The following is a 26,028-nucleotide window of genomic DNA, read 5'->3' on the forward strand; positions in this document are numbered from 1 at the left end:
GCTCAAGATGCGCGTTTCACTATCTTGAGCTTGCTTGGGAACTGAGCTGAGACCCAAGTCCTTTGAGTCTCAACCCTCTCCCCCAATGCTGGGCTTAACTCACTATCACTTAAGCCTCAACAATGCTCTTCATATCTGTCATGTAACCGCGAAGCTCAGCGCCAACATATTCCACTGCCGTTTCACGAATCGCTTCGTTAACAGCGATGAGCGTTAGGTTGTCGACACCGGTTGCGCAGTCTTTCAGGCCAGCACCTAAATACTCAGATGACATGGCATTAACATAGTCGCGCAGCATAGGTACGGCGGCGTGATTGAACAGGTAGCAACCGTATTCGGCTGTGTCTGAAATCACTACGTTCATTTCGTACAAACGCTTACGAGCAATCGTGTTAGCGATCAGTGGGGTTTCATGCAGTGACTCGTAATAGGCCGACTCTTCCACGATACCCGCAGACACCATAGTGTCGAACGCCAGTTCCACACCCGCTTTGATCATAGCAACAAGGAAAATACCTTTGTCGAAATAGGTTTGTTCGTCGATATGCTCACTCGATACGGGCGCATTTTCGAAACCTGTTTCGCCAGTTTCCGCTCTCCAACGCAGCAAGTTCACATCATCGTTCGCCCAGTCTTCCATCATAGTGCGTGAGAATTCGCCGCTGATGATGTCATCCATGTGCTTTTCAAATAGTGGCTGGAGGATTTCTTTTAAATCTTCTGCAATTTCAAATGCTTTAATCTTGGCTGGATTAGACAAACGGTCCATCATGTTAGTGATGCCGCCGTGTTTCAGCGCTTCAGTGACCGTTTCCCAACCTTGCTGGATAAGCTTGGCCGCATAGCCAGGCTCAACGCCATCGGCGATCATTTTCTCGTAACCTAAGATGGCACCCGTCTGCAACATACCGCACAGAATGGTTTGCTCGCCCATCAGATCCGACTTCACTTCTGCGATGAAAGACGACAGTAAAACACCGGCTCTGTCTCCACCCGTTGCACTGGCATAGGCTTTCGCAATGTCTAAACCATCGCCATTAGGGTCGTTTTCGGGATGCACAGCAATCAAGGTCGGCACACCAAAACCGCGTTTGTATTCTTCACGCACTTCAGTGCCTGGGCACTTAGGCGCAACCATCACCACAGTGATATCGGGACGAACTTGCATGCCCTCTTCAACTATGTTGAAGCCGTGTGAGTAAGACAAGGTAGAACCTTGCTTCATCAGTGGCATAACTGCGTTAACCACGTTTGAATGCTGTTTGTCCGGCGTCAGGTTAAGCACCAGATCCGCCGCAGGGATTAATTCTTCAAAGGTACCGACACGGAAACCGTTATCGGTTGCTTTTTGCCATGAGGCACGTTTCTGTTCAATCGCTTCAGGACGCAGGGCAAAAGAGATATTCAGACCCGAATCACGCATGTTCAAGCCTTGGTTAAGACCTTGAGCACCACAACCTAAAATAACAATATTCCAATCTTTGATGTAGTTGCAGCCGTCGGTAAATTCAGAACGATCCATGAAACGACATTGGCCAAGCTGTGCTAATTGTTGACGTAAATTCAGAGAGTTAAAATAGTTAGCCATCTGATATACCACCTATAAGTCAGAAATTTTGGACGCAACCAAACTAACATAATGTTACGACTTGGTTGTGATTGAAATCACTATAACCCATGCTTATCATTGCTTAAAATGATATATTCGGAACTTCATATTGCATTATGCGCAACGTCAGCCGCAATAACGCTCAGTAACACTGGCAGCAACATCGGCGGCAATATGCAGCACTCAAGCTCAGGCTAAACAGGATAAGTTATGGATATTCGTACCCTCAAATTGTACCTGCACTTATGTGACAGTTTACACTTCGCCAAGACCGCGGAGCAGATGCATGTGAGCCCATCGACCTTAAGCCGAGCCCTGCAAAGATTAGAAGAAGAAGTGAACGCTAAGCTGTTAGAGCGGGATAATCGCAGCGTGACCTTAACCCACGCGGGACACGAATTTAAACGGTTCGCCGAGCAGACCTTGAACCATTGGAGCACACTCAAGCACAGTATCGATCTCAAGCAGGACGTGCTGCGCGGTCGGCTGAATCTGTATTGCTCGGTCACTGCTGCCTACAGTCATTTACCGGGTTTATTGGATTTATTCCGCCAAGAGCATCCCTTCGTCGAAATCGCCTTAACCACGGGAGATGCAGCCAACGCGCTAGCAGAAGTGCAGCAGAATCGCGCCGATATCGCCATCGCCGCCCTGCCCGATCCTTTCCCCAGCAGCTTACATTTTGCCAAAATCGACGATGTGCCACTGTCGATTATCGCACCGACGATCCGCTGTGCAGTACAGCAACAAGTTAGCCAAACGCCCATCGATTGGTCGAGCGTACCCTTTATCATCCCAGATCACGGCCCAGGACGGCGCCGCGCCGATAACTGGTTCAAACAAATGGGCATCAGCCCTAATATTTACGCCCAAGTGTCGGGCCAAGAAGCTATCGCCTCTATGGTAGCGTTAGGTTGTGGCGTGAGCATGAGCCCCGAAGTGGTGATCAATAATAGCCCAGTGCGGGATCGCATTCAGCTGCTCTCGTCGCCAGTTGCGATTCCACCGTTCGAGTTAGGTTGCTGCTGCAAAGTGAAACGGCTTGACGATCCCATCGTTAATGCGTTTTTGGATGTGATTTAAACGGGGAAAGTAATACAAAAAATAAAAGGGCGAGTGAAGAGTTTCAACGAGATAGAAAACCGAAACGGCTCTCAAAAAACTAAAAAATTAGCTAAAGAGAACCGCTTCACTATCGAACAGTTGCTATCAAATTGGTGCTAACGAACTATTGCCACAGGATTTCTATCGCAAGGCAATCAACACAAGATGACAGGATTACACATCCGGCGAGTTGAGCTTATCAATAGGATCGATACGGGTCACCAATAGCTGATCGACCTTGTACGAATCGATATCGACCACCTCAAATTTATAGCCTGCATAGTTCACGAAATCCGTACGCTTAGGGATTTTACGCAGCATATACATCATAAAACCAGCAATGGTTTCGTAGTTCTGATTATGCGGAAACTCCTCAATACCAAAGGCGCGCATTACGTCGGTAATAGGCGTCACACCGTCGACTAACCAAGAGTTGCTATCACGGGCGATGATCTGCTCTTCGCTCTCGTGCAATGACCAAGCCCCCATTACGGCGCGCTGTAGATCGTTAGTAGTAACAATCCCCACCACTAAGGCGTATTCGTTCATTACCACGGCAAAATCGGCGCGACTATTTTTAAAGTATTCCATCGCTTCTGACAGGCTCAGCGTATCGGGAATGATCAGCGAAGTATGGATTAAGTTACTGCCTTTTAAGATGATATTCTCACCGTTGATCACCCGGATCAGCAATTCTTTCGCATCCACGAAGCCTTTGATCATATCCAACTGACCATCGCAGACTAGGAACTTAGTATGGGGATCTTCAGAAATTTTACGCTTGATATCTTCTTCACTGTCTTGCAGTAAAAAGTACACTAAGCTTTCACGGGCCGTCATGGCCGAAGTCACAGAAACGGTTTGCATTTCAAACACATTTTCCATCATCTGTTGCTCACCGCGATCTAGCACCCCAGCTTCGGCGCCCGCATTCATGACGGCATAAATATCGTCGGAGGTGATGGCATCGTTACGCACGGTTGGGATCTGCAGCAGTTTAAAGATACCACTCGCCATGCCATTGAAAAACCACACTAATGGGCGTAATAGCACAATACAGAAAGACATAGGCCCGACAACAGCTAAAGCGACAGGCTCAGGCATCGCCATGGCAATGCGTTTTGGCATTAAATCGGCGACTAAAATAAAGGCGCTGGTTACCGTTATGAAGGATAAAACAAAGCTCAATTGGCTCAGCCAAGGCTCGGCAACTAAAGGGGAAAGCAACTGATAGAAGTAAGGCCGAAATGCCGACTCACCCACAATACCGCCCATGATGGCAACGGCATTAAGACCAATTTGTACTACCGTAAAAAAGCTACCGGGAACGGCTTGTAACTGCAGCACTTTTTCTGCTCGTGCATCGCCCTCATCGGCTAACTGACGTAAACGAATTTTACGTGAAGCGGCAAGTGCAATTTCTGACATAGAGAAAAAACAACTCGCGCCGATTAGACACAATATAATCATCACGTTATCAAAGAGACTCATGTAACACCTTTCATTTAACACTGGACTAACTAGGACCAACTCGCGCTTTATTGCTCGCGAGTCAGTTGAATTCATTGTATTTGAGCAAAGTTTGCTTTGTCTGGTCGCTGCACAACAAGATTGTATTGACCACTTTCACCCCAAAGATGAATGATCGCTTAGATGACAATCCTTAGGGTGCACTCAGTATATCTGCAAATTCACGAGTTATGCGTGACTCCGCTCTCGCAGCCCACGCATAGCGCTAATGCACTTGCATCATTTAAGTAATGTTTTATGTCGAAGCGACTGAATATACAGCATTTAATTATTTTACTCGACTCGATGGCATTAGACATCCGAGCGCGGTGGCTTTGATATTGAGCTGCTAGAACGTACATTTAAGCCAATAGAATTGACTATGCAGTCGTGGCTTTGCTTAGTTGCGTTACGTAAAATACGTCCAGAATGGCAGCATGGATGTCACTCAGAGTGCATCGCTAAATCGACAATAGGCGACAGATTATATCTCATCTGCCGCCTAATATTACCTCACCTTGAGTAATTTTTATCTTAGCGACTTATCTACCGCTATGTTTCATATAAATGTTATCAATTAGTTAGCATGATTGAGGGCGTCTGTGGCGTAGTGATGCAAACCGAATATGTCTCCAATTTTGCAGCATAGCGCCTAGACTCTTGAAGCTCAGTAGCCAATCCAGCAACGCGTTGGGATATCTTGGCGAAAGAGTAACATCACCTTCAACCGGCTCCCATTAAATCACTTCAACCTCGACTCTATTGCGACCCTTATCCTTAGCGCGATAGAGGCAAACATCGGCGCGGCGTAATACGTCGGCCATCTTAAACCCCGAGATCTTATCTAATGGCAAAAACACGCTGCCAATACTGATCGTCACCACAGCCAAGGGAGATACTTGATGGGGAATATTGAGTTGCTCAACGAGATAACACAGTTGCGTAGCAATAGCCGTTAACTGTGCTGGCGTGACCTGCTCGACGACCAAAGCAAACTCTTCACCACCAATGCGAGCCAATAGAGCATTATGCGGCAGGATATCGCACTGTGCTAAGGCATCAGCCACCCGTTTAAGCACAGTATCGCCTTCAAGATGACCATAAGTGTCGTTGTAGGATTTGAAATAATCGATATCTAACATTAACAATCCCGCTGGAGTGTTAGCTTGTAGCACAGTAGCTAATCTTTCGGTAAAGGGTCGTCTATTAGCTAAGCCAGTTAACTCATCGGTTTCAGCCATCACCTTTAATTGGCTATTCGCGGCAACCAGCGCTTGTTGTAGCACTATCATCTGACGCTCTTTCTGTTCGCGTAGCAGTAACTCGTTCAATGCGGAGGCGAATTGGGTCAGCATATTCTTTTTCTGGGCGTTCCAATTTAATGGCCGCGACACAGTCGACAGCGAGAGCAATCCCAATAACTCCCCAGCATTTTTAATCGCAAAGGCGGCAATCGAACATATCCCCACGGATTTCATTACCTCATATTCCTGTGGTGAAAAAGCCTTTAACGCCTCAAGAGCCTCAATCACTAAGGTCGATTCCGTCTCGAATTTTTTAGCCAGTTGAGCAATATTATCTACCGAAATCACTTGGACCTTATTTGCGTGTAAGTCACTGGTCCAAAAGCTGCGGTAATAGGCATGCTGCTGATTGAATTCGAGAAGACTCACCCTTTCAACATCAAATAACTGACCTATTTTGTGGCATACCTCAGTTAAGGTTTTATCCACATTGCAGGTATCTATACTCAAAAATTGCAACGAAATCTCTGCCAACAATTGATTCGACTGCGACTGCCAATCTAATTCTTTAGTTCGTTCTTTGACTAAGTCAGACAATAAATGCTGCTGTTGTTGCAGTGCACGTTGCTGACGTTTATTGATGGCTAAATCATTACGTATCCTTTGATACATACCCTTAAGTGACAATGCCACATGGGCTATTTCATCGGGTCTTGCGGTTACCGTCTCGGGCACAGATAACTTTTTTAACGAGTTAAGATTGATTTTATTAGTGAAATCTTCCAATGCCGACAATCTATCTGTCACCATGAGTCGCACTAAGGTCAAAATCAAATAAATCATCAATAGGGTCTTTAACCCATTACCGAGCACGATAAAAATCAACTGCCGCCACAGCTCGTAGTAAAGCCGATTGGTATCTAACCCTACGGTCAAAGTCGCTATCGACTGCTCTTGATAGGTCACAGGATAGTGAAATAGAGTTTGCGACTCATCATCGGTTAACAAAGGTTTACCCAGATGCATAGTGACGCCATCGATACTGTCTAAATGTACACTCGACACTAATGGCATCATCCCCAGTCCAGAGAGCAAATCCGATAACAAGCTACGGTCGACGTCCCACAGTGACTTAGCCACGCTTGGCAAAATAGATTCTGAATACTCGCGGATATCCGAAGTCGCATTATCGATACTATCCTGATAGTTCCAAATCAACTGTACCAGCATAGTTAACACAGCAAAAAACGAGCTCACCCCAATAATAATCAGCGTCATCTTGTGGCTAATAGAATGATTATGATGCTTCATGTACACCTGTTATTACGCCTTGAGGGGCAACTTATTCAAAATCTGAGACTGGAAAATCTGTGGCCAATCTCGAGCAACTAACATTTGATAAAATGCCGAATCTGGTTGCAAAACACCGAACAAGGCAACATTGTCATAGGGGAGATATTTTTTATGCTGCTGATAATATTGCAATTCGACCAAACCTAAAGCGCCAACCAAAAAATGCCCGCCACCAATAACACTCACAGAGTGCTGGCGACAAAGCTGTAAAATCTCAGGTGAAGTATTGATCGTACCGACAAATACATCTTTACCAGACACCAAACCTGTTTCCTTCAATGCCTTAAGCACCCCAATCGCCATACGATCACTGGCGGTCCAAATCACATTCAGATCAGGATAACGATTCAGCAGGGTTAACGCTTGCCCATAAGCCACAGCCTCACTCCATTGGCCATAAACCGTTTGAGTCAGAGTGGCATTGGACTGCATAAAGAAATAGTCACTGGCGCCTTGGGTACGTAGCACTGAAGCAGGCGTCGATTTATCGCCCGAAATCAACAGAACTTTAGCCGCCTTTCCTTCTAAATCGTCCATTAAGGCCTTAGCGGTCGCCGAACCAATAGCGTAATTATCGGGAATAATGGCGGGTAACAGATATTCTTGCCAATGGGGATCTTGCAGCAAGGCATCACGCTCGCCAGGGGAAATATCATTTAAAATCAATTGCACATAGACAGGGTGAGGATAAAGCGCCTGCAACATTTTTATCGCGGATTGTTTTTCATTAACCAGAATAACGTAATTAGGTAACGCCTTTGCAGAAGCTAACAACTCATCGAGTTGGGTTATCATCTTGAAGTGATTGCGATCGGAATGAATGATATCGAGTTTAATATCGAGTGTCGTCGATGCCGCCAACATCAATTGGTCGACATCTCCCCAAAAACTGTCATCGACAGCCCCAGGATTAAAAAAAACCACATCGAGTTTTGCCCATGCTGCCCCACCAAAACCCGCAGTACAGATAAACACACACGCTAACATCCACGAACGCATAGGCGAGTTCTCCTCGACCATGTTCCCTCAAATGTCATCCTTCACAAGAGGTCACTTTATTATTATCGATTCACAACCTTGTTACCGCATCGCCGCCCAAAATGTTGCTAAAATCGGCAGCAGATGTTTCGATTAAACCACAAAATGATACAAAGTATACTTTATATGCTGACTATTTATTCCGACACCCTGTCTGTATAAGGAGTTCGAGTGGCTCAGTAGCAGAATGTTTATGGGGATGGTAAGTGGCGGCCTTATGGTCAGTCTTGCAACCTAACCACGGAGAAAATGACGGGGACTTAAAAGGAATACAAGTTAGAACTCAGACGTTAATGCAGCCTAGCGGTCAAGTTGAATCAAGGTCGTGGGGAGGGGAACCATGATTTTCAGTGGAGGGTAAACCAAATGAGACTGCTCAACGATGCCCTCATATAATGGCATAGGTTGACAAATCTCTATTAACTGATTGAAATGATTAAATATAACTATCAAGCACTCAATCTATTCAGTGGTAATCATTTATCCCAGAATCAATCCTTTATAACTCATATTCATTCAAAGGCACTAAATTGTGCTTGTGACTCTTCTTTTAATCGGTCGCAACATACACCTTCAATCGTCTCGATGTACTCCTATTGCTGTGTAGCCCGTATCGCCCAGCAAAAAGGTTGGCTGTAGCCAACCTTTCAATGAACTAATAATCATAAATGCAGTAAATGCGATCGAATTTTCCTAACGTTAAATCGTCCCGGTGGATAATAAAATTCAATTGCATAGAATGCTCACTGTAGACGACTTTGAACAGTACTAGATAATCTTCGGCATTGCCGCCTAATTCAGCTGCGGCGCGGAGTTCGGGTGCTTTATAGCGGCTATCACCATGGCCATTAATGCTGGCTATCCCATCGAAATAGGGCAGCGGCTGCTCGGGAACGAGCAATTCCTGCAGGTTGGATGACTGCCATTCAGGTAGTGCCGCCCACTGCGCTTGAGTGAAAATCTGCCCGGGAATTAACCCATGCTTATTCATTTTCATCAGATCAAAGAAATAGAGCTGATCTTGCCACTCTGGTGCCAATTCATCTTCCGCAACCTCTAGGGCCTCCAGCACCATAGCTTGTTGCGGTTCTGGCAGTGCTTGTAAACGTGCCTTGGCTAACCGCAATAAATGCGGGTTGTCACTGTTAATCATGTCAGTGGCTATCATCTTAATGCTGGCAATCCCCTTAAGTTGATAAGCCGCCTCATACTCATAGTTTGCACATACCGCATCGTCGAACTTAAGCTCGGCAATCGCTTTCCCAGAGTTCAGTTGCTGATCCTCAGCGACATAATAGACATGGCCGCGAAGCATTTCTGAGAATCGCCAGCGCTCCAAAAAGAACAACAATCGCCCTTCTCGAGGCAAATAAGATTGAAACGCCTTCAGGTCGCTGCAGTTGAGCTGTGCGATAAATTGCATGGGCACACGGAAGGCTTGTGCCGCCTCGTCCCAATCCGAATCTTGCGACCAACAATAATGCTCCTCGATATACTCGCGAGTGTGGTCGAATTCCTCAGCGTAAGCATCCAGCATCTCCTCCCGTCCAACCAAAGTCACCGGATAATCCATGCCGACAGGCAAATCCGGCAATCCACCCAGCCGGCTGTTACCTAACTGAGTATAATCTTCGATTGCACAGGGATAGAGATCGACACTACTTCGAATAAATGCCGAAAGCGTATGGGCAAGATGCGGGTCTTTAAACTGCGCCAACTTTTGCTCTAGCAGCTGCTGACGAATGGGGGAATTTTCTGCTAACAACATATCCATATTTACCTCACGACTCCAATGTTTGTTTTTTATCATTTCTATCAACTATTTGCCATCTTCAAATAAGGCAAATTGCCAAGCCTATCACACGATTAGCAAAGCCGGAGTCAACGGCTTGCTAATGAGAAGGGCAACGACCTAGGCGATAGGAAACCCCTCCCATTAATTACTGCTACACTCAAATTCAGCGAAAAAGATCAACAAAAGGATTTGTTTATGGCGATAGCCTGTGTCAATACCCGAGCCAGTTGTGGGGTCGAAGCTCCACAAGTCACAGTTGAAGTGCATCTCAGCAACGGCTTACCAGCATTTAATCTTGTAGGCTTACCCGAAGCTTCGGTAAAAGAAGCCCGTGAGCGAGTACGCAGTGCCTTGATCAATGCGGGATTCGAGTTTCCGATGCGGCGGATAACAGTCAATCTCGCGCCAGCTGATTTACCTAAACAAGGTGGCCGCTACGACTTACCCATCGCCGTGGGCATATTGGCCGCTTCGGAACAGATTCCCATTAACAGTTTAAAAAATATCGAGTTTATCGGCGAGCTGGCACTGTCAGGGCACATACGTTACTGCCAAGGATTATTGCCCGCGATTATCGCTGCAAAGCGCCAAGACCATACCTTGGTCTTACCGCTAGATAACCGCCACGATGCCGAGCTAGTCGGCTATCCCAATGTGTTGTTTGGTTCGCATCTGCAAAGTCTAGCCGCGTATTTACAAGGGCAAAATCAACTGCCCACACTGGCGCCACAGTTAGAATGGGTAAGCCAAGAGACACCCGAGTCTCATACTTGCCTGAGCGATGTGATTGGCCAATATCAGGCCAAGCAAGCTCTCGAAATTGCCGCTGCGGGTAACCACAACCTCTTGATGCTAGGCCCGCCGGGTACTGGCAAGACCATGCTTGCCAGCCGCATGATGGCACTATTGCCTGCACTCAATTATGAGGAAGCGTTAGAAGTGGCGGCAATTCATTCCGTTGCTGGACTCGACATTAAACCGCAGCATTTTTTACAGCGACCATTTAGGGCGCCGCACCACACGAGTTCTTCGATTTCCCTCGTTGGCGGTGGCAGTATCCCAAAACCTGGGGAGATCTCCCTCGCCCATCGCGGTGTATTATTCTTGGATGAAGTGGCTGAATTTCCGCGTAAAGTCTTAGATTGCCTGCGCGAACCGATGGAAACCGGCGAAGTGGTGATTTCCCGCGCCGCCGCTAAGCTGACATTTTTGAGTCGATTCCAATTAATCGCAGCGATGAATCCTAGCCCTAGTGGCGACTTGGATAGCCATCATAGATCCAGCCCTGAACAAATCCAACGTTACCTTTCGCGGCTTTCAGGTCCGTTTCTCGATCGTTTCGACTTGACCATAGAAGTGCCCAAACTTCCCGCGGGCACTTTGACTCAAGCCGCGCCGCAGACAGAAACCAGCCAAGATATCGCCAAACGAGTTAAGCTAGCACGTGAGCTACAACTCGCCCGTGCTGGTGTGCTCAATAGCGAACTTACAGGGAAACAATTGAAACGCTTCAGCGGACTCAGTGATGCTGATTTAGTGTTTTTGGAGCAAAGCGTGGTCAAGCTTGGCCTATCTGTTCGCAGTTTTCATCGTATACAAAGAGTCGCCCGCACTATCGCCGATCTTGAACAAGCCACTAATACCGAACGCCGTCATCTTGCCCAAGCACTGGGTTATCGTGCTATGGATAGGTTGCTGGCACGACTATCCCAGCAATATTGAGTCAGCAGCTTTACAGTGAAGATGAACAAATGCACCGACCAGCTGTGCCTAAGATTGAGCCAAACGCCTACACCGAGTAACATAGGCCTCCAATTTTTGTCAGGGGGCTCGGATGGGAATGCTGTTTTCACAGATAAAAGGCTGTATTGCATTTTTAGGTTACGTTATAAATACCGTCTTTTGGACTATCCCAATCGTGTTAATCAGTTTTATAAAACTGATACCTATCAGTCCATTAAGGACTGCGACTAGCCATGTACTCGATTTTTGTGCCAGCGCTTGGATCAGTGTTAATGGCGTAATTGAACGCTGCTTACATCCCGTTAAGATTGAACTGAGTGGTGACACCGACTTTTCCACTAAAGAGTGGTACATGGTGATTGCCAACCACCAGTCTTGGGTCGATATCCTGATCCTGCAGCGGATTTTTAACCGAAAAATCCCTTTCTTAAAGTTTTTCCTCAAGCAAGAGCTGATTTTTGTACCTGTATTAGGCCTAGCTTGGTGGGCACTCGATTTTCCTTTTATGCGTCGTTATAGCACAGCGCAGTTGCGTAAGAATCCTAAGTTAAAGGGCAAAGACATTGAAATTACACGTAAAGCCTGTGCTAAGTTTAAGGCTAAGCCTGTGAGTGTGATGAACTTTGTCGAAGGCACGCGCTTCAGCAAGGCTAAGCATCAAAAACAAAACTCACAGTTCCAACATTTGCTAAAACCTAAAGCGGGCGGTATGGCCTTCGCGCTATCAGCCATGGGTGAACAGATCCACAAGCTAGTCGATGTTTCCATTTACTACCCAGACGCAGTACCGAGCTATTGGGACTACCTGACAGGTAAGTTGCCAAGCGTTAAAGTACACATCAAGGTCTCCGATATTGATCCTGCGATGCGCGGCGATTATATGAATGACCGCGATTTTAAAATTGGCTTCCAAGAACAGCTGAATCAACTCTGGCTCACTAAGGATCAAGTGTTAAGCCAACTCGCTAGCCAAGCGAATAAAGAATAAAGGTAACGCCACTATGTTGAATTTCCTGCCTGGTTCAGTGTTGTTTATGCTGAGCTTAAGCTTGCTGATCATTAATACCGCCGTTTGGGGCTCGCTTATCAGCATTGGCGGATTAGTGAAACTTGTGATGCCAGCACAAGGTGCGCGCAATGCGGTGACTACGGTCATGAACCGTTTTATGTGGGCTTGGGCCTGCTGCAACGGTGGCATCTTGTATTTGATCGCTAAAATTGAGTGGGATGTCAAAGGGCTCGAAGGACTCGATAAAAACAGCTGGTATTTACTGATCAGCAACCACCTCAGTGGATTCGATATCGCCGCGCAAACTTACGTGCTACGTAACCACATCCCTATGCTGAAGTTCTTCCTCAAAAAAGAACTCGCCTATGTGCCCATCATGGGCCTAGGATGTTGGGCGCTGGATATGCCATTTATGAATAGAACCAGCCCAGCAAAACTTAAAAAGAATCCAAAGCTTAAGGGCAAAGATTTAGCGACCACACGCCGCGCCTGTGCCAAGTTTAGCAATATGCCCACCTCAATCATTAACTATGTTGAAGGCAGCCGTTTTACCCAAGATAAACATCAGCGCCAAAACTCGCCTTATCAACATTTGTTACGTCCTAAAGCGGGTGGTATCGCCTTTACCTTATCAGCCATGGGCGAACAATTTACTAACCTGCTGGATATGACAATCGTCTACCCAGATGCGCCTGAAGATATTCTGTTTGGGGTAATGAATGGTAAGGTCAGTAAGATTATTGTGCGAATTAACGCCCTGCCCGTGCCCCAGGTCGATGCGGCACGTTATTTCTCTGAGTCTGAGTACCGCGTCGAATTCCAGCGCTGGTTAAACCAAGTGTGGGCGGAAAAAGATCAACAAATTCATGCTTTACTCCAAACACATCAAAGTGTGAATAATAAGGCCACCAGCCCAAATCACACTCAAGCAAGCTAGCTCGTCTCTAGCTTTGCTCTAGTTCAGCAACGCATGCCGCTGCAGCGGATAACTCCAATTCATTGAATACGGTTATTCCTGCGGCACTGAGTTTTTCAGCTGTTAATCCTCGTCCCGCAATTAACTGTTTTACAAATTGACCATCGTAAATCTGCCTATTACCACAGGATGGACTGCGGGCTTTTAAAATCGCCACTTTAATCCCGTGTTGCTGCGCCAGCTTAAGCGCGAGATCGGCTCCCAGACTAAAAGCGTGGGTTACATCCTCACCTTGGGCAGTTAAGATGCGCTGTCCAATCCGCTCCGCTGGCGGTCTAGGTGTTGGCAAACCGCCTGCACATTCGGGACAAATCGCCACAATCCGCCCTTGCTCGAGCCACGTTTGCACCAGCTCGCTCTCCATCAAGTTATGGCCACCGTCGTAGCGCACCGCTTGTCCGAGTAAACAACTGCTCACTAACACTTTTTCCACTGTCATCCCCAAATGTCTCATTCCGCCCATAGCATAACGCGAAGGATAAACATGCCAAATGCATTTGGACGATTTCCCCCAAAACCATCAACATCCGCAACGAGGTTGGAAGGTTAAAACCACGTCATTGTTGACAATTTAATATTTAAATATTCATAACATAAAATATTAACAACGAGATAATTAAAATAAAATGATAAAAATCAATAATTAAAATAGAAATTCATTGAAATATAGACTTACGTCTAAGTAAACACATTGTTGACAATCCACCAAGGGAGGGCTATTTTTTACCCATTGTCGACAATCCTATTAATAGTGATGCGTTCTATGTTGAAGCAAGACACGACGTTCGTTTCTGATGACACTCAAGTTCCCCACCTGCACAAGGTCAAATCGACCCCGGCAGATAAGACGTCGACCACATTAGCCGATCAAATTTTGGTGCAGATCCAAACCAGCATCATCAAGGGCGAACTGCCTGCAGGCAGCAAGATTAACGAGCAAGCACTGGCCGAAAAATACGGCATCAGCCGCGGCCCGACCCGCGAAGCCCTACAAACCTTAGAAAGACAACGTTTAGTGGTGCGTGCGCCCCATGTTGGTGCCCGCGTCGCCCAGCTGACGGTGAGTGAACTTAACGATTTATATCAACTACGTAGCGTACTTGAAGGCATGGCCTGCGAACTCGCCGCCAGCCGTATCACCCCAGAACAATTAGCCAAGCTAGAAGATCTGCTCGCAACGCAAGAAGCGGCGCTCGCCAAGGGCGATACTTACTTCCAAGAGGAAGGCGATGTCGACTTCCATTACCAAATTATTCAAGCCAGCGGTAACAAGCATCTGCAGGAAACCTTAGTCGGCGGCCTGTATCACTTGCTGCGTATGTATCGCTACCAGTGCACTAATAAAAATCGTCCCGTGAAAGCGATTGCCGAGCACAGACGCATAGTCGAAGCCATTGCCCAGCGCGATGGTGAGTTGGCCAGTTTGCTGATGCGCCGCCATATAGAACAAGGGCGTAAAAATACCGAATTACGCTTAATTGAATTGCAAGCCAATGCAGCCGCAAAAGAAACCTTAGCCAACATTAGCTAATGTTCTTACGGCTCAATATGCCCACTTCCCATAAAATGGAAAAGGATAAAACCATGACTCAAAGCGCAGGATTACGTTTTCGCCAAGCTCTTGCTAAGGCCAAACCGTTACAAATCGTTGGTACCACCAATGCCTATTTTGCCTTAATGGCAGAGCAAACTGGCTTCCAAGCCTTGTATCTTTCGGGCGCTGGCGTTGCCAATGCTTCCTACGGTTTGCCTGACTTGGGCATGACCTCAATGAATGACGTGCTGATTGATGCCGGCCGTATCACCTCTGCCACGCAAGTGCCTTTACTGGTCGATATCGATACTGGCTGGGGCGGCGCATTCAACATTGCTCGCACCATCAAAGAATTCGAAAAAATCGGCGTCGCTGCAGTGCACATGGAAGACCAAGTGTCGCAAAAGCGTTGCGGCCATAGACCTAACAAAGCGGTCGTGAGCATTGAAGAAATGGTCGATCGCATTAAAGCGGCCGTCGATGCCCGTACCGATCCTAACTTTGTGATCATGGCGCGTACCGATGCGGTTGCCGTGGAAGGTTTAGAAGCGGGTATTGAACGTGCGCAAGCCTATATCGCCGCAGGTGCCGACATGATCTTCGCCGAAGCCTTAACTGAGCTAGACCAATATCGCCACTTCAAGGCTCAAGTTAAAGCACCGATTTTGGCCAACATGACTGAATTTGGTCAAACCCAATTGTTCAATAAAGAAGAACTCGCCGAGGCGGGTGCCGACATGGTGCTCTATCCACTCGGTACTTTCCGTGCAGCCAACCAAGCGGCACTGAACGTCATGCAAGCGCTAATGAATGATGGTCATCAACGCAACGTGCTAGACACTATGCAGACCCGTAAAGACTTGTATAAGTACTTGGGCTACCACGCCTTTGAAGACAAGTTAGATCAACTGTTTAGCCAAGATAAATAACCGACAAGCTGCGCCCTACATCAGCAGCCTTAACCAATAAACGCCAGTGCTCGGCGCTGGCAATAATCAAATAGCGTTAACGGAAGGATTACATTATGTCAGAAGGTAAAAAGTTAAGCGGTGCAGGATTACGTGGCCAGAGCGCAGGCGAAACAGCATTGAGCACAGTGGGCGTGTCAGGCTCGGGCCTAACGTACCGCGGTTATGATGTGAAAGATCTCGGTGAAAATGCCACCTTCGAAGAAGTCGCCTACCTGATTCTTTACGGCGAGCTGCCCACTCAAGCCCAGCTTGATGCCTACAAAACCAAACTCAAAGGACTTCGCGGTCTGCCACAAGCATTAAAAGAAGTATTAGAGCGCATTCCAGCCGACACTCATCCTATGGATGTGATGCGTACTGGCTGCTCTATGCTAGGCAACTTAGAAGCCGAGCACAGCTTTGCCGAACAGAGTGAAATCACCGACCGTTTACTCGCCGCATTCCCATCGATCATCTGTTACTGGTATCGCTTTAGCCACGATGGCGTGCGTATCGATACTGAAACCGATGACGATCAAATTGGCGCACACTTCCTCCACTTATTACATGGCAAAGCGCCGTCGGCACTGCATGCTAAAGTGATGGACGTATCGTTAATTCTTTATGCAGAACATGAATTTAACGCATCAACCTTTACCGCTCGCGTCTGTGCTTCCACCCTGTCAGATATGCATTCATGCGTCACTGGGGCGATTGGTTCACTGCGCGGTCCGCTGCATGGCGGCGCGAACGAAGCGGCGATGGAACTCATTCAAGATATGAAAGATGAAGCCGATGCGCGCGACATCTTAATGGGCAAACTCGAGCGTAAAGATAAAATCATGGGCTTCGGCCACGCAATTTACCGCGACAGCGATCCACGTAATGCCATCATCAAAGAATGGTCAGAAAAACTGGCTGCCGCCAACGGTGACGACCGTCTATACCGGGTATCGGTTGCCTGTGAAGCCCTGATGTGGGAACAGAAAAAACTCTTCTGTAATGCAGATTTTTTCCACGCCAGCGCGTACCACTACATGGATATTCCGACTAAGTTGTTTACGCCTATCTTCGTGTGTTCACGCGTCACAGGCTGGGCGGCGCACGTGATGGAGCAACGCTCTAACAACCGCATCATCCGCCCGAGTGCCGATTATGTGGGCGTTGCGCCGCGCAAAGTGGTACCGATTGCCAACCGTTAAGCAAAATTGACCACACTTGGCGCGAGATTTCACTCAATGTAAGTCTCGCGCCAACTTCATTTTCCGAAATGGATGATGTTATGAGCACTGCTATGAATACCCAATATCGCAAGCCCTTACCCGGCACTCAACTCGATTACTTCGATACCCGCGAAGCCGTAGAAGCCATTCAAGCTGGCTCGTATGCCAAGCTGCCTTACACCTCGCGCGTTTTAGCCGAAAACTTAGTCCGTCGCTGCGATCCGGCCGTTTTGACCGACTCGCTAAAACAGATTATCGAATCTAAGCAAGAACTGGATTTCCCTTGGTTTCCTGCCCGCGTGGTGTGCCATGATATTTTGGGGCAAACCGCTTTAGTTGACCTTGCAGGTCTGCGTGACGCTATTGCCGCTAAGGGTGGCGATCCCGCCAAAGTGAACCCTGTTGTACCAACACAATTAATTGTGGATCACTCACTCGCTGTCGAATTTGGTGGGTTTGATAAAGACGCCTTCGCCAAAAACCGCGCCATCGAAGACAGACGCAACGAAGACAGATTCCACTTTATTGATTGGACGCAAAAAGCCTTTAAAAACATTGATGTTATCCCTCAGGGTAACGGCATCATGCACCAAATTAACTTAGAGCGTATGTCGCCTGTAGTGCATTCACGCAATGGCGTGGCCTTCCCTGATACCTTAGTTGGCACCGATAGCCACACGCCGCACGTTGATGCGCTCGGCGTTATCGCCATAGGTGTCGGCGGCTTAGAAGCCGAAAGCGTGATGCTAGGCCGCGCATCCTATATGCGTCTACCGGACATTATCGGTGTCGAGCTCACGGGCAGACCGCAGCCTGGCATTACGGCTACCGATATCGTATTGGCCTTAACCGAGTTTCTACGCGCACAAAAAGTCGTCTCCTCTTACTTAGAGTTCTTCGGTGAAGGCGCAGCGGCGCTGACATTAGGCGATCGCGCCACGATTTCGAATATGACACCTGAATTTGGCGCCACTGCGGCCATGTTCTACATCGACCAGCAAACCTTAGATTATTTGACCTTAACGGGCCGCGAAGCCGAGCAAGTTAAACTGGTTGAAACCTATGCCAAAACCGCAGGTTTGTGGGCCGACAGCTTGACCGAAGTGCACTATCCACGCGTACTGCATTTTGATTTATCTTCGGTGGTGCGCACCATTGCAGGGCCATCAAACCCACATGCACGGGTGCCAACATCAGAATTGGCTGAGCGCGGAATTAGCGGCGTAGTCGAAAACGAGCCTGGCTTAATGCCCGATGGCGCTGTGATTATCGCGGCGATTACCAGCTGTACTAATACTAGTAACCCACGCAACGTGATTGCTGCAGGTCTCATTGCCCGCAACGCCAACGCTAAAGGCTTAAGCCGCAAACCTTGGGTCAAAACCTCACTCGCCCCCGGCTCAAAAGCGGTGCAGTTGTATTTGGAAGAAGCCAAGCTATTACCTGAACTTGAACAACTCGGCTTTGGCATTGTTGGTTTTGCCTGCACGACGTGTAACGGTATGAGTGGCGCGCTGGATCCTGTGATTCAAAAAGAAGTCATCGACCGCGACTTGTACGCCACCGCGGTATTATCGGGTAACCGCAACTTCGATGGCCGTATTCACCCCTATGCTAAACAAGCTTTCTTAGCATCGCCGCCATTGGTCGTCGCCTACGCGATTGCAGGCACCATACGTTTCGATATCGAAAAGGATGTGCTGGGATTAGATAAAGACGGCAACCCCGTCAAACTTATCGACATTTGGCCATCGGATGAAGAAATCGATGCCGTGATCGCCAAAAGTGTTAAACCCGAGCAGTTCCGCAAAGTGTACGAGCCTATGTTCGATTTAGCCGTCGATTATGGCGAAAAAATCAGCCCGCTGTACGATTGGCGCCCGCAATCTACTTATATTCGTCGCCCACCTTACTGGGAAGGCGCATTGGCGGGTGAACGCGCACTCAAGGGTATGCGACCACTGGCGGTGCTGGGTGACAACATCACCACAGACCATTTATCGCCTTCTAACGCCATTATGATGGACAGCGCCGCGGGCGAATATCTGCACAAAATGGGCTTGCCGGAGGAAGACTTTAACTCCTACGCCACCCATAGGGGTGATCACTTAACCGCCCAGCGCGCAACCTTTGCCAATCCTAAGCTTAAAAACGAAATGGCAATCGTTGACGGCAAAGTGCAACAAGGCTCACTGACGCGTATCGAACCAGAAGGCCAAGTGACCCGTATGTGGGAAGCGATTGAAACCTATATGGAACGTAAGCAACCTCTGATCATCATAGCGGGCGCAGATTACGGCCAAGGTTCGTCCCGTGACTGGGCTGCCAAAGGCGTGCGTTTAGCGGGGGTTGAGGCCATTGTTGCCGAAGGTTTCGAGCGTATTCATCGCACTAACTTAGTCGGTATGGGCGTGTTGCCACTGGAATTTAAAGCGGGCGACAATCGTGCAACTTATGGAATAGATGGCACAGAAGTGTTCGATGTCCTCGGCACGCCAGCGCCAAGAGCGGATTTGACTGTCGTCATCACCCGTAAAAACGGGGAGCGCATCGAAGTGCCGGTGACGTGTCGTCTCGATACCGCCGAAGAAGTGTCTATCTACGAGGCGGGCGGCGTATTGCAGCGTTTTGCTCAGGACTTTTTAGAGTCGAATCTGAAGTAAAACTCGCTTTCAACAGGTGGCGACTCCACACGTGAATCGCCACCTTTGATAGCAACGCTAACCTGTATCGCTATTCCCCTTGGAGTTAATAGCATGAGTAAGAATTTTTTCCCGCCACAAATCAAAGTCGCCGCGACTTATATGCGTGGCGGCACCAGCAAGGGCGTGTTTTTCCGTCTGCAGGATTTACCTAAGGCCGCACAAGTTGCAGGTGCCGCCCGTGATGCCTTGTTACTGCGAGTGATAGGCAGCCCAGATCCCTACGGTAAACAAATTGATGGCATGGGCGCTGCCACCTCAAGCACCAGTAAAACCGTGATTTTATCCAAAAGCACTCAGGGCGATCACGATGTGGATTACCTCTTTGGTCAAGTGGCCATCGATAAGCCCTTTGTCGATTGGAGCGGTAACTGTGGCAATCTAACCGCCGCCGTCGGTGCCTTTGCCATCAGCAATGGCTTGATTGATGCCGACCGCATTCCTCAAAATGGCGTCTGTACTGTGCGAATTTGGCAGGCCAATATTGGCAAAACCATTATCGCCCATGTGCCCATCACTAACGGTGAAGTGCAGGAAACCGGTGATTTTGAACTCGATGGTGTGACCTTTCCTGCCGCGGAAGTGCAAATCGAGTTTATGAGCCCCGCCGCCGATGAAGACGGTGAAGGGGGCTGCATGTTCCCTACGGGTAATGTTGTCGATGTGCTAGAAGTGCCGGGCATTGGCAGCTTTAACGCCACTATGATCAACGCAGGCATTCCCACCATTTTTATCAATGCTGAAGACTTAGGCTACACAGGCACTGAGTTGCAGGATGATATTAATAGCGACAACGCCGCCCTTGCCAAATTTGAGACTATTCGTGCCTATGGGGCTGTGCGTATGGGCTTAATTTCACATATAGACGAAGCCGCATCACGCCAGCACACCCCTAAAATTGCCATTGTCGCCAAACCACAGACCTATGTGTCCTCGAGCGGTAAAACTGTCAATGCAGATGAAATTGATCTACTGGTACGCGCCCTGTCTATGGGCAAACTGCACCACGCCATGATGGGCACGGCGGCAGTGGCAATTGGCACGGCAGCAGCCATTCCCGGCACCTTAGTCAACTTAGCCGCAGGCGGCGACACTCAGGGCAAAATGGATGCGGTACGCTTTGGTCATCCCTCTGGCACCTTGCGCGTCGGCGCAGAGGCGTCAATGGTCAACGGCGAATGGACAGTTGTTAAAGCCATTATGAGCCGCAGCGCTCGCGTACTGATGGAAGGTTTTGTGCGGGTGCCCGCTGCGTAATTTTATCTAAGTAAACAGTTCAACCAAAGACCTTGCTTCTCCCCCTTCCGGCAAGGTCTTTTTTCTATTCTCGCCCATCATTTTAATCTGCTTCGCCCGTATTTGTCTTAGCATGATATGTTGACATACCTGAAACAATGCTAAGATCCTTTAGCAAAAACGCCAGAATACAAACTCGTCATAAAAAGAATATTGGCAGTAAAACGGTACAGTTAATATATTGCATGATCTATTACAGAATCGCGCCCATCGATTTTGGTTATTTTTAAACCAAGTCAGCAATTTAAGTCGCATTTTTACAGCAAAATGGCATGTAAGGTCTAGGCTAAGAACTAAACTAAATAGAAACCTAATCAGGATGGGTCCGTTTTTGGTAGGGGAAAATTTGAGTCAACTAATCCAGAAGCTAATGTTTAGTACGCTTTTTATCCTAAGTTTGTGGGGGATCTCGTGCAATGGATTAGCTCAACCATTGAGCGCGGCTTCTACACAGCTCAAATTTGAACATATTCGCAGTGAAGATGGCCTTACCCAAAATACGATTACTAGCCTGTTTATGGACAATGCAGGTATGTTATGGATTGGCACTCAAGATGGTTTGCATGCTTATAACGGTCACAGCTTCAATATTTTCCCCCATTCACCCAATGATCCGAGGAGTATTTCTGAGAGCTATGTATCTGACATTATTCAAGACTCAGAAGGTAATATCTGGGTTTCGACTTTCAGCCAAGGGGTAAATCGACTCGATTTGAGCACAGGGACCTTTGAACACTTTGGCCAAGAACAAGGGCTTACCGATCCGCGCACAACCAAACTCAGCGTTGTAGGCAATACACTCTGGATTGGTACTAAAGCAGGACTATTTTCCCTATCGACCAAAACCAAACGCATTACCCAAGTGAACTTAGGTAATAGTGTTCAACCCCACATCACCAGCTTAGCCAATGTTGAAGACACTTATCTGCTGGCAGGAACACAAGATAGCGGCACCTTTGCTGTCAGTGCCAATACTATCACTCGCTTAAATGTCCCGCAGAATCTCACTGCACATCAAATTAGGGCACATTCCGCTAATGCGATCACTTTAGCTCTGGGAGAGCAATTATGGCATTACAACTTGGCCTCACAACAGGGCGAAATCCTCTGGCAGACAGACGATAATGTGCCTTACATTAAAGATTTTATCCAAACTGAGCAGGGTGACTTTTGGGTTGTTGGGCCAGAAGCTGGTCTTATTCAACTCGAGAGAAACGATAAGGCATTTACTGCGACCTACCACAGGTATGATCCTAAGCGTACCAACAGTATTAGTGAAAATAACATACTGAGCTTACTGCAAGATCCCTTTGGCAATTTATGGTTAGGTGCCAGTTATTCTGGTCTAGATAAAATTAATACCCGTCGTCAGTATTTTCAGCATATTTACGAATCCACCCCTAACCTGTCGCAACAAAGTAACAACATTCGCACCTTGTTCCGCAGCCAAGATAATGCGCTATGGATAGGCACCGAAGGTGCTGGGCTGAAACGCATGTTGGCCAATGGAAAATATGAACACTACACGGAGCTCTTTGCTAACGCCTTAGGGATGCATCAACGCAACTTGAATCTTATCCTGCGAGATATAGACCAAGACAAAAATGGCGTGCTTTGGTTTGCCACTAACTATGGGTTAGGTCGACTGGCGCTAGATGGCCACTTCCAGTTACTCAAGGTGACAGAACGCACTGATCAAGGTTCAGAAACCAATTATATCCGTAGTTTAGATATTGATGAGCAAGGTCGCCTCTGGGTGGCAACAACCAATGCTCTCTACCGTAAGGCGATAGATACCGATGAATTTACTTTTATCTCATTGGCACATATTGATAATTTCTATCCGGCACAAAACCAGTTTTTAATCCTCAGAACACACAAAGATACGCTATGGATAGGTACTCTCGATGGCCTACTTAAACTGGATATGAAAACAAGTACAGGTAAATCCTACTTCCATCAATCCTCAGACAAAAACAGCCTGATCAACAACCGTGTCCGCGATATTTTAGTCACAAAGTCGGGCGAGGTATGGTTTGCCACCCATGGTGGGATCAGCAAGTTACCGTCCCAAGAGGCCGATGCAGGTTTTAGCCACTATACCCGCAATCAGGGATTACCAAGTGATACCATCTATGCCTTACTCGAGGATCAAGAACACAACATTTGGTTTAGTAGTAATGCGGGCATAGGCAAACTAAACCCTAAAACCAATCGTGTCATCATATTTAATGAGCAAGAAGGGCTACAAGCACTGGAGTTTAACGGTGGCGTAAAACTTGAAGACAGCGATGGCGATCTCTGGTTTGGTGGCATTAATGGCATAAATCGTTTCAATCCAAAGTCAATTCCAGATCAACGACCCGATGTTAAAGTCGCACTCACTGGCTATAGTATTGCGGGTAAAGGGCACACTATTCTCGATTTGAGCCATCCACCTAGCATAGTAATGGACTATAGCGATCAGCTGATCAGTTTTGAGGTGACCTCATTGGATTTCAGCTATACGGGTAAAAACCGCTTCAGCTATTTTCTTGAGGGATTTGATAACGAGTGGCATGAGCTCCCCACAGGTAATGAAATTACCTTTACCAATATTAATCCTGGTCACTACCAACTGCATGTTCGCCATGGGCTGCAATACAACTCTCAAGGTGACTACGCCCTTTCTGTCGATCTTCATGTACAAGCGCCCTTCTATCGAACTCAGTTCGCCTACGCCCTCTATAGCTTGCTCTCTCTATGGCTGTTGGCTTGGATCATTATCTGGCGTAAAAGAAAACGCCAGCAACAGCGCGAATTTGAAACCAGTATCCGCGCCTCAGAGGAGCGACTCAAACTTGCACTTTGGGCCTCTGGCGATGGCATGTGGGACTGGAACATACCAGAAAATCGAGTCTATCGTACCAATATGGATTCTTCAGTCCCCCATTGGAATAGCAGCAATATAGCCCATGAGAGCATGCACTCAGAGGATAGAGAAAGATTCAAATTTGAGCTTAACGAACACCTTCAAGGTCGTTCGCCTTTCTTCGAAGCAGAGTACCGAGTCGAACGCTCCCCCGGTAATTGGGTATGGATTTTAGACCGCGGTAAAGTGGTGGAAAAAGATAGCCTAGATAATCCGATCCGCATGACAGGGACCAACCGTAACATTACCTCGCGCAAACTGATTGAAAACGAGTTGGTACTGTCATCACAAGTGCTTAACAGTATGAACGAAGCCGTTGTAGTGGGAGGATTAAATTATCGAATTCGTTCGGTCAACCCAGCATTTTGTGCCATTACAGGGTACACAGAACGCCAAATAACCGACAAGCATTTCATTCACTTAGCCTTTAGTCGCCAACAGCGAGAGTTGTTCAATACAATTGAACAACAGCTACTGCGTCACAAACATTGGGTCGGAGAACTGTGGATCCGCAATAAACAACGTCAGGCCATTTTAGTCTGGCTTGAAATCAACCAAGTGATCGATATCAAAGGCGAAACCAGTCACTTCGTTGCAGTATTTACCGACATCACAGAGCGGAAAAAAGCCGAAGAAGATCTGCGTTTCCTCGCCAGCTTCGACACATTAACTGGCTTACCGAACCGAACCTTATTTCAAGACAGGCTCAATCACGCGATTACTCAAGCGCACAGAGCGAATAATATCGTTGCCTTACTGTTCTTAGACCTCGACCGCTTTAAACATATCAACGACTCTATGGGTCATCATGTCGGGGATTTGTTACTGAAAGCCGTGGCAAGACGACTGCAAAATGCAGTGCGTGATGGCGATACTGTCGCACGCTTAGGTGGCGATGAATTTACTATTATTTTAGAAGGTGTTGCGAAAACAAAAGCCGCAACCCTGATCTCAGAAAAAGTACTCAGAGCATTCCAAACGCCCTTCCTATTGGACGATAAAACGCTGACCATTTCGACCTCAATAGGTATCAGCTTATACCCTAACGATGCGGACAATGCCGACTCACTGATTAAATTTGCCGATACCGCCATGTACCACGCAAAATCATCAGGTCGAAATAACTTTCAGTTTTATACCTCTAAGTTGAATGAAATCGCCACCCGTCATGTACAACTCGAAAGTGGTTTAAAGGAAGCTATCCAACGCAAAGAACTAAGCTTGGTTTATCAACCTAAATTCTGTTTACGAGATGGTTCACTCACAGGACTGGAAGCACTTTTACGTTGGTATCACACTGAACTTGGTCCTATTTCACCTGTGGAATTTATTCCACTCGCGGAAGAAACGGGTATCATCACTCAAATTGGCCACTGGGTGATCAACCACGCCTGCCAGCAATTAGCCGAATGGAATAGCCTAGGATTTAACGGGATCACTATTGCCATCAACCTATCGGCTCGCCAACTGAAGGCGGACATTATCTCCACCATCGAAGTCGCTTTAGCCGTATCAGGTCTCCCGGCTCAATCCCTTGAGCTTGAGCTTACTGAATCAATGATCATGGGCAATCCGCAGGAGTCGGTCAGCATCCTATCTAAACTCAAGGCCCTAGGATTGACCATAGCCGTGGATGATTTTGGTACGGGTTATTCGAGCCTAAGCTATCTCAAACGCTTCCCGATAGACACACTCAAAATCGATCGAGAATTTGTCAGAGACATCACCAACGATCCCGACGATGCCGCCATCACCAGCGCCATTATTGCCCTCGCTCACAGCTTAGAACTGAATGTCGTCGCCGAAGGCGTAGAGACCCAAGAACAGCTCAACTTCTTGGCGATGCAGGGTTGCGATCAAGTACAAGGTTTTTTACTGAGTAAACCCTTAAATGCCGAAGATTGTTTAACCTTACTCAAAAATCAATCTAAGCCACAGCCACTTTGATTTAAGGCGAAGTCTACAAATGTCATCGCAAAATTCAGCCAATAAAAAAGGCTCCTAGGAGCCTTTAAACATCACCACAAATTCC

16 protein-coding genes are annotated in these 26,028 nt (G+C 47.4%); 10 read left to right on the forward strand and 6 right to left on the reverse strand.

Going from position 1 to position 26,028, the window contains the following annotated elements:
* Positions 1–109: 109 nt before the first annotated feature.
* Positions 110–1,588 (reverse strand): ketol-acid reductoisomerase, encoded by a 1,479-nt coding sequence (gene ilvC, locus L5L97_RS13770; protein WP_263182398.1) that lies wholly within the window; start codon positions 1,586–1,588, stop codon positions 110–112.
* A 231-nt stretch (positions 1,589–1,819) separates the two neighbouring features.
* On the opposite strand from ilvC, the gene ilvY reads away from it, so the two are divergent.
* A complete protein-coding gene (gene ilvY, locus L5L97_RS13775) occupies positions 1,820–2,692 on the forward strand; it encodes an HTH-type transcriptional activator IlvY (RefSeq protein WP_105250471.1) in 873 nt (290 codons plus the stop codon).
* 195 nt (positions 2,693–2,887) lie between these two features.
* On the opposite strand, the gene L5L97_RS13780 is transcribed toward ilvY, so the two are convergent.
* The 4 genes from L5L97_RS13780 to L5L97_RS13795 form a co-directional block, all read right to left on the reverse strand.
* Positions 2,888–4,204 carry a hemolysin family protein gene (locus tag L5L97_RS13780; protein ID WP_105250472.1) on the reverse strand — a complete coding sequence of 439 codons (1,317 nt, stop codon included), beginning with the start codon at positions 4,202–4,204 and terminating at the stop codon, positions 2,888–2,890.
* A 755-nt stretch (positions 4,205–4,959) separates the two neighbouring features.
* Complete coding sequence (locus tag L5L97_RS13785; RefSeq protein WP_263182484.1) at positions 4,960–6,744, reverse strand: GGDEF domain-containing protein; 1,785 nt, start codon at positions 6,742–6,744, stop codon at positions 4,960–4,962.
* Positions 6,745–6,789: 45 nt separating this feature from the next.
* A complete protein-coding gene (locus L5L97_RS13790) occupies positions 6,790–7,818 on the reverse strand; it encodes an ABC transporter substrate-binding protein (RefSeq protein ID WP_198573256.1) in 1,029 nt (342 codons plus the stop codon).
* A gap of 694 nt (positions 7,819–8,512) precedes the next feature.
* Positions 8,513–9,631 carry a YwqG family protein gene (locus L5L97_RS13795; RefSeq protein WP_263182400.1) on the reverse strand — a complete coding sequence of 373 codons (1,119 nt, stop codon included), beginning with the start codon at positions 9,629–9,631 and terminating at the stop codon, positions 8,513–8,515.
* A 216-nt stretch (positions 9,632–9,847) separates the two neighbouring features.
* Between L5L97_RS13795 and L5L97_RS13800 the strand changes: the two genes are divergently transcribed.
* The 3 genes from L5L97_RS13800 (at position 9,848) to L5L97_RS13810 (ending at position 13,341) form a co-directional block, all read left to right on the forward strand.
* Positions 9,848–11,374: a YifB family Mg chelatase-like AAA ATPase gene (locus tag L5L97_RS13800; protein ID WP_263182402.1), complete on the forward strand. Its 1,527-nt coding sequence runs from the start codon at positions 9,848–9,850 to the stop codon at positions 11,372–11,374.
* Positions 11,375–11,486: 112 nt separating this feature from the next.
* Positions 11,487–12,383 carry an acyltransferase gene (locus tag L5L97_RS13805; protein WP_105250476.1) on the forward strand — a complete coding sequence of 299 codons (897 nt, stop codon included), beginning with the start codon at positions 11,487–11,489 and terminating at the stop codon, positions 12,381–12,383.
* Between the two features lie 13 nt (positions 12,384–12,396).
* A complete protein-coding gene (locus L5L97_RS13810; RefSeq protein WP_113941621.1) occupies positions 12,397–13,341 on the forward strand; it encodes an acyltransferase in 945 nt (314 codons plus the stop codon).
* Positions 13,342–13,348: 7 nt separating this feature from the next.
* On the opposite strand, the gene L5L97_RS13815 is transcribed toward L5L97_RS13810, so the two are convergent.
* Entirely contained in the window at positions 13,349–13,843 is a 495-nt protein-coding gene (locus L5L97_RS13815) for a DUF523 domain-containing protein (RefSeq protein WP_263182403.1), read from the reverse strand.
* A gap of 300 nt (positions 13,844–14,143) precedes the next feature.
* Between L5L97_RS13815 and L5L97_RS13820 the strand changes: the two genes are divergently transcribed.
* The 6 genes from L5L97_RS13820 to L5L97_RS13845 all read left to right on the forward strand — a co-directional run bounded on the left by L5L97_RS13820 (position 14,144) and on the right by L5L97_RS13845 (position 25,943).
* Positions 14,144–14,911 (forward strand): GntR family transcriptional regulator, encoded by a 768-nt coding sequence (locus L5L97_RS13820; RefSeq protein ID WP_263182405.1) that lies wholly within the window; start codon positions 14,144–14,146, stop codon positions 14,909–14,911.
* Positions 14,912–14,964: 53 nt separating this feature from the next.
* Complete coding sequence (prpB, locus tag L5L97_RS13825; protein ID WP_006084450.1) at positions 14,965–15,843, forward strand: methylisocitrate lyase; 879 nt, start codon at positions 14,965–14,967, stop codon at positions 15,841–15,843.
* A 95-nt stretch (positions 15,844–15,938) separates the two neighbouring features.
* On the forward strand, positions 15,939–17,066 hold the full coding sequence (prpC, locus tag L5L97_RS13830) for a 2-methylcitrate synthase (protein WP_263182407.1): 1,128 nt from the start codon (positions 15,939–15,941) through the stop codon (positions 17,064–17,066).
* 80 nt (positions 17,067–17,146) lie between these two features.
* The gene (acnD, locus tag L5L97_RS13835; protein WP_263147565.1) at positions 17,147–19,750 is read left to right on the forward strand and encodes a Fe/S-dependent 2-methylisocitrate dehydratase AcnD; all 2,604 of its coding nucleotides are present in this window, start codon (positions 17,147–17,149) and stop codon (positions 19,748–19,750) included.
* A gap of 93 nt (positions 19,751–19,843) precedes the next feature.
* Positions 19,844–21,046 carry a 2-methylaconitate cis-trans isomerase PrpF gene (gene prpF / locus L5L97_RS13840; protein WP_263147567.1) on the forward strand — a complete coding sequence of 401 codons (1,203 nt, stop codon included), beginning with the start codon at positions 19,844–19,846 and terminating at the stop codon, positions 21,044–21,046.
* 370 nt (positions 21,047–21,416) lie between these two features.
* Positions 21,417–25,943, forward strand: a complete 4,527-nt coding sequence (locus L5L97_RS13845; RefSeq protein WP_263182485.1) for an EAL domain-containing protein — start codon at positions 21,417–21,419, stop codon at positions 25,941–25,943.
* Positions 25,944–26,028: the final 85 nt, after the last annotated feature.

This window comes from Shewanella sp. SM71, from assembly GCF_025653905.1.
Lineage (GTDB): Bacteria > Pseudomonadota > Gammaproteobacteria > Enterobacterales > Shewanellaceae > Shewanella > Shewanella oncorhynchi.